Source organism: Pantoea sp. ME81 (genome assembly GCF_903970985.1).
Taxonomy (GTDB): Bacteria; Pseudomonadota; Gammaproteobacteria; order Enterobacterales; family Enterobacteriaceae; genus Pantoea; species Pantoea communis.
In genome coordinates this window covers 1-2,943 of the sequence record NZ_CAJCKS010000305.1, presented here as the reverse complement: position 1 = coordinate 2,943, position 2,943 = coordinate 1, and the positions used below count along the sequence as shown (strand labels likewise).

3 protein-coding genes and 1 pseudogene are annotated in these 2,943 nt (G+C 53.7%); 1 reads left to right on the top strand and 3 read right to left on the bottom strand.

Annotated elements, in window-relative coordinates; translation table 11 throughout:
* Positions 1–1,108: 1,108 nt before the first annotated feature.
* From flgD to flgB, 3 genes are read right to left on the bottom strand one after another with little or no spacing between them, the layout of a single operon-like run.
* Positions 1,109–1,783: a flagellar hook assembly protein FlgD gene (flgD, locus tag H7A81_RS26670; RefSeq protein ID WP_034830672.1), complete on the bottom strand. Its 675-nt coding sequence runs from the start codon at positions 1,781–1,783 to the stop codon at positions 1,109–1,111.
* Between the two features lie 12 nt (positions 1,784–1,795).
* Positions 1,796–2,200 carry a flagellar basal body rod protein FlgC gene (gene flgC / locus H7A81_RS26665; protein WP_034830669.1) on the bottom strand — a complete coding sequence of 135 codons (405 nt, stop codon included), beginning with the start codon at positions 2,198–2,200 and terminating at the stop codon, positions 1,796–1,798.
* Positions 2,201–2,202: 2 nt separating this feature from the next.
* The gene (gene flgB / locus H7A81_RS26660) at positions 2,203–2,616 is read right to left on the bottom strand and encodes a flagellar basal body rod protein FlgB (RefSeq protein ID WP_034830667.1); all 414 of its coding nucleotides are present in this window, start codon (positions 2,614–2,616) and stop codon (positions 2,203–2,205) included.
* A 153-nt stretch (positions 2,617–2,769) separates the two neighbouring features.
* Between flgB and H7A81_RS27865 the strand changes: the two are divergent.
* Positions 2,770–2,943 (top strand): annotated as a pseudogene (locus tag H7A81_RS27865) (flagellar basal body P-ring formation protein FlgA); the annotation flags it as partial.

The following is a 2,943-nucleotide window of genomic DNA, read 5'->3' as shown; positions in this document are numbered from 1 at the left end:
GGACGGTCGTTTGCTGGTATAAAGCCGGCATGTCGCCGGTCAGTCGGACACGGTCTAGCGCCTTGGAAAGCAGTTTGATATATTCCAACAGAAGAAGACCTCCGTGTTTTTTTTTCAAGCAGAAGGCGGCATACGAGATTTCTGAATGTGACTGGAGTTCAGACGTGTGCTCTGCGGATCTCGGCGCATAACCATTCTGCGTTGGGTTTCCGAATGAAGTGGTGCCGGTATTTTGTTGGGCACTGCCCAATAAGCTCAGGCTGATGACCTGGTTAGCGGCGGCGCCGTTGGCGGCAACGGTTCCTGTTGTGTTAGGGTTTAAGGTCAGTGCAACGGTGCCATTGCTGTTTGTAACTCCAGCGGTATCAGTGACAGAAGTCAGCTGACCATTGGTGCTGAAAGTCATATTAAAGGTGCCCAGATTATCGCCGGTCGTAGAATCCATGGCATGCACGGTCCAGCTATTGCTGGTGGAATCTTTAACATAATAGAGGTCTAGTGCGTGATCGTTACCCTGCGAGTCATAAACGGTGACGGTGCTTTTGGCGTTGTAGCTATCCACGTCTGACGTGCTAAAGGTTGCCACAGTTGGCACGCTATCTGTGGAGTTCAAGTTTGAAACCAAACCTGCTGTGGTTGTCGCGCGCGCCGACATCTGTGTCGTCGGTACGCTCAATGCCACCGGGTTTGCACCCGTCTGAATCGTCGGCGGTGTACCGGATGCCGGATAGCCGGTGACGCTCATGCCCTGGGTATTCACCAGGTTACGGTTGGCATCCAGCGTGAACTGACCGTTACGAGAGTAGTACACGCTACCCGCGGCATCGGTCATTCGGAAGAAACCGTTACCGCTCAGTGCCACGTCCAGACCACGGCTGGTTGAGGTCGTTGTACCGTCGTTGAAGTTCTGAATAACCGCAGCGACCTTGGTACCCATACCGATATTTGAACCAGCAAACATATCCGCGAACGAAATGGTGCTGGATTTGAAACCCGCGGTCGCGGAGTTGGCGATGTTGTTACCAATGACATCCAGGTTACTGGAGGCCGCATTCATACCACTGACAGCTTGAGAAAAAGACATAACGTGTCTCCTGCTAAAATTGAATTAGAGAATCTGACGAACTTCATCAAGAGTGGCGGAGCCCATGGTGCCGAGGTCCAGTTTTGAGGTGTTATCCACCGTACTCACGCCATTCACGTAAGCGTAATTAAGCGGTTGTGCCACCAATTGTGTGCTGCCATTACTGGCGGCAATTGATACAGAATATTTGCCATCAGCCACTGTCGTGCCATTCGCATCTTTGCCGTCCCAGGAGAAGGCGTGAACGCCGGACGTCAATGCGCCCAAATCGACAGTGCGAACCACAGTGCCGTTCGAATCTTTGATGGTCGCGGTGGTGGCGGTAGAGGCTGTACTCAACTCCACACCGAAGGGTGTCGTGGTACCACTGCCAACCAGGATCTGGCTGCCATCAATCATCACACCATGCCCAATCAGCGTCGTACTCTGCAGTGACTGGCTTGTAGTGAGCTGACCTGAGATAGAACCCAATGTGGTATTCAGCTTCTCAATGCCGCTCAGGGTGTTAATTTGCGCCAGCTGAGTGGTGAGCTGGCTGTTGTCCATTGGGTTGGTGGGATCCTGGTTCTGCAACTGCGTCACCAGCATGGTCAGGAACTGGTTCTGCAAGTCCTGAGCACTGTTTCCCGTCCCTGTTGAACTGGAAGAACTCAGTACCGTTGGGTCAAGATTGGCATTAACGCCGACTGCTACGCTCATGTTCGTGCTCCGTTATTGACCCATCGTCAGGGTTTTCATCATCATTGATTTCACCGTGTTCAACACTTCGACGTTGGCCTGATAACTGCGGGACGCTGACATGGTGTTGACGGTTTCTGATACGACATCGACGTTTGGCATCTTGACGTAACCCTTCTCATCCGCCATCGGATTACCGGGGTCATACACCAATTTGGCCGGGGTAGGATCGTTCACCACGCCCGCGACTTTGACGCCACCGGTCGCCGCGCCAGGGGCGGCATCGGTCTGGAATATCACCTGTTTTGCCACATAAGGCTGGCCATCCGGCCCGGTGACGCTATCGGCGTTGGCCAGGTTACTGGCACTGACGTTGAGGCGCTGTGATTGCGCGGTCATCGCAGAACCGGCGATATCAAAAATATTCAGCAATGCCATGGTTATTGCCCCTGCAGAACGCTCATCATGCCTTTGATTTGGCTACTGATGAGGGTGAGATCGGTTTGGTATTTCAGGCTGTTATCAGCAAACTGCGTACGTTCACGATCCATATCCACGGTGTTGCCATCCGCGGCAGGTTGATCGGGAATGCGGTACATCAGGTCCATGGATGGCTGAGAGTTGGTTTCAGCAGCGATGTGGCGTGAAGAGGTGACTTTCAGCGCCATGCTGCTCCCCTCCGCGCGACCATTTTCCATCACCTTGCTCAGCTGGCTGGCAAAGTCGATATCCCGCGCCTGGTAGCCCGGGGTATCGGCGTTGGCAATATTGGACGCCAGGATTTCCTGGCGCTGAGCACGCAGATTTAACGCTTCTGTACCAAATCGCAGCGCGGCATCGAGTTTGTCGAGCATGCTTCCTCCGCGAATGAGAATTTCGAGCTGACAGCTTAAGTGGACAAATGCAAGGGCGATCGTCTGAATAGCAGCAAAAATCACGGCTATTTTTGACATTGAATTTTTCGCGCGAAGAGTAGACTCAGGCCATCTTCTCGACAGGAGGCGTTTATGCGCAGTTCTTTATCTTTGCTGGCCACGTTGTTGTTGGCCTTCGCGCTGCCCGGCCATGCGGCGGACCTGACCGCACAGTTAACGCAGTTTTTTAAAGCGCGTGATCCGCAACATGCCGCGGGGATGACCGTGGTGGTGCGCACGCCCAAAGAGCAGTGGCCGACCTGCGAG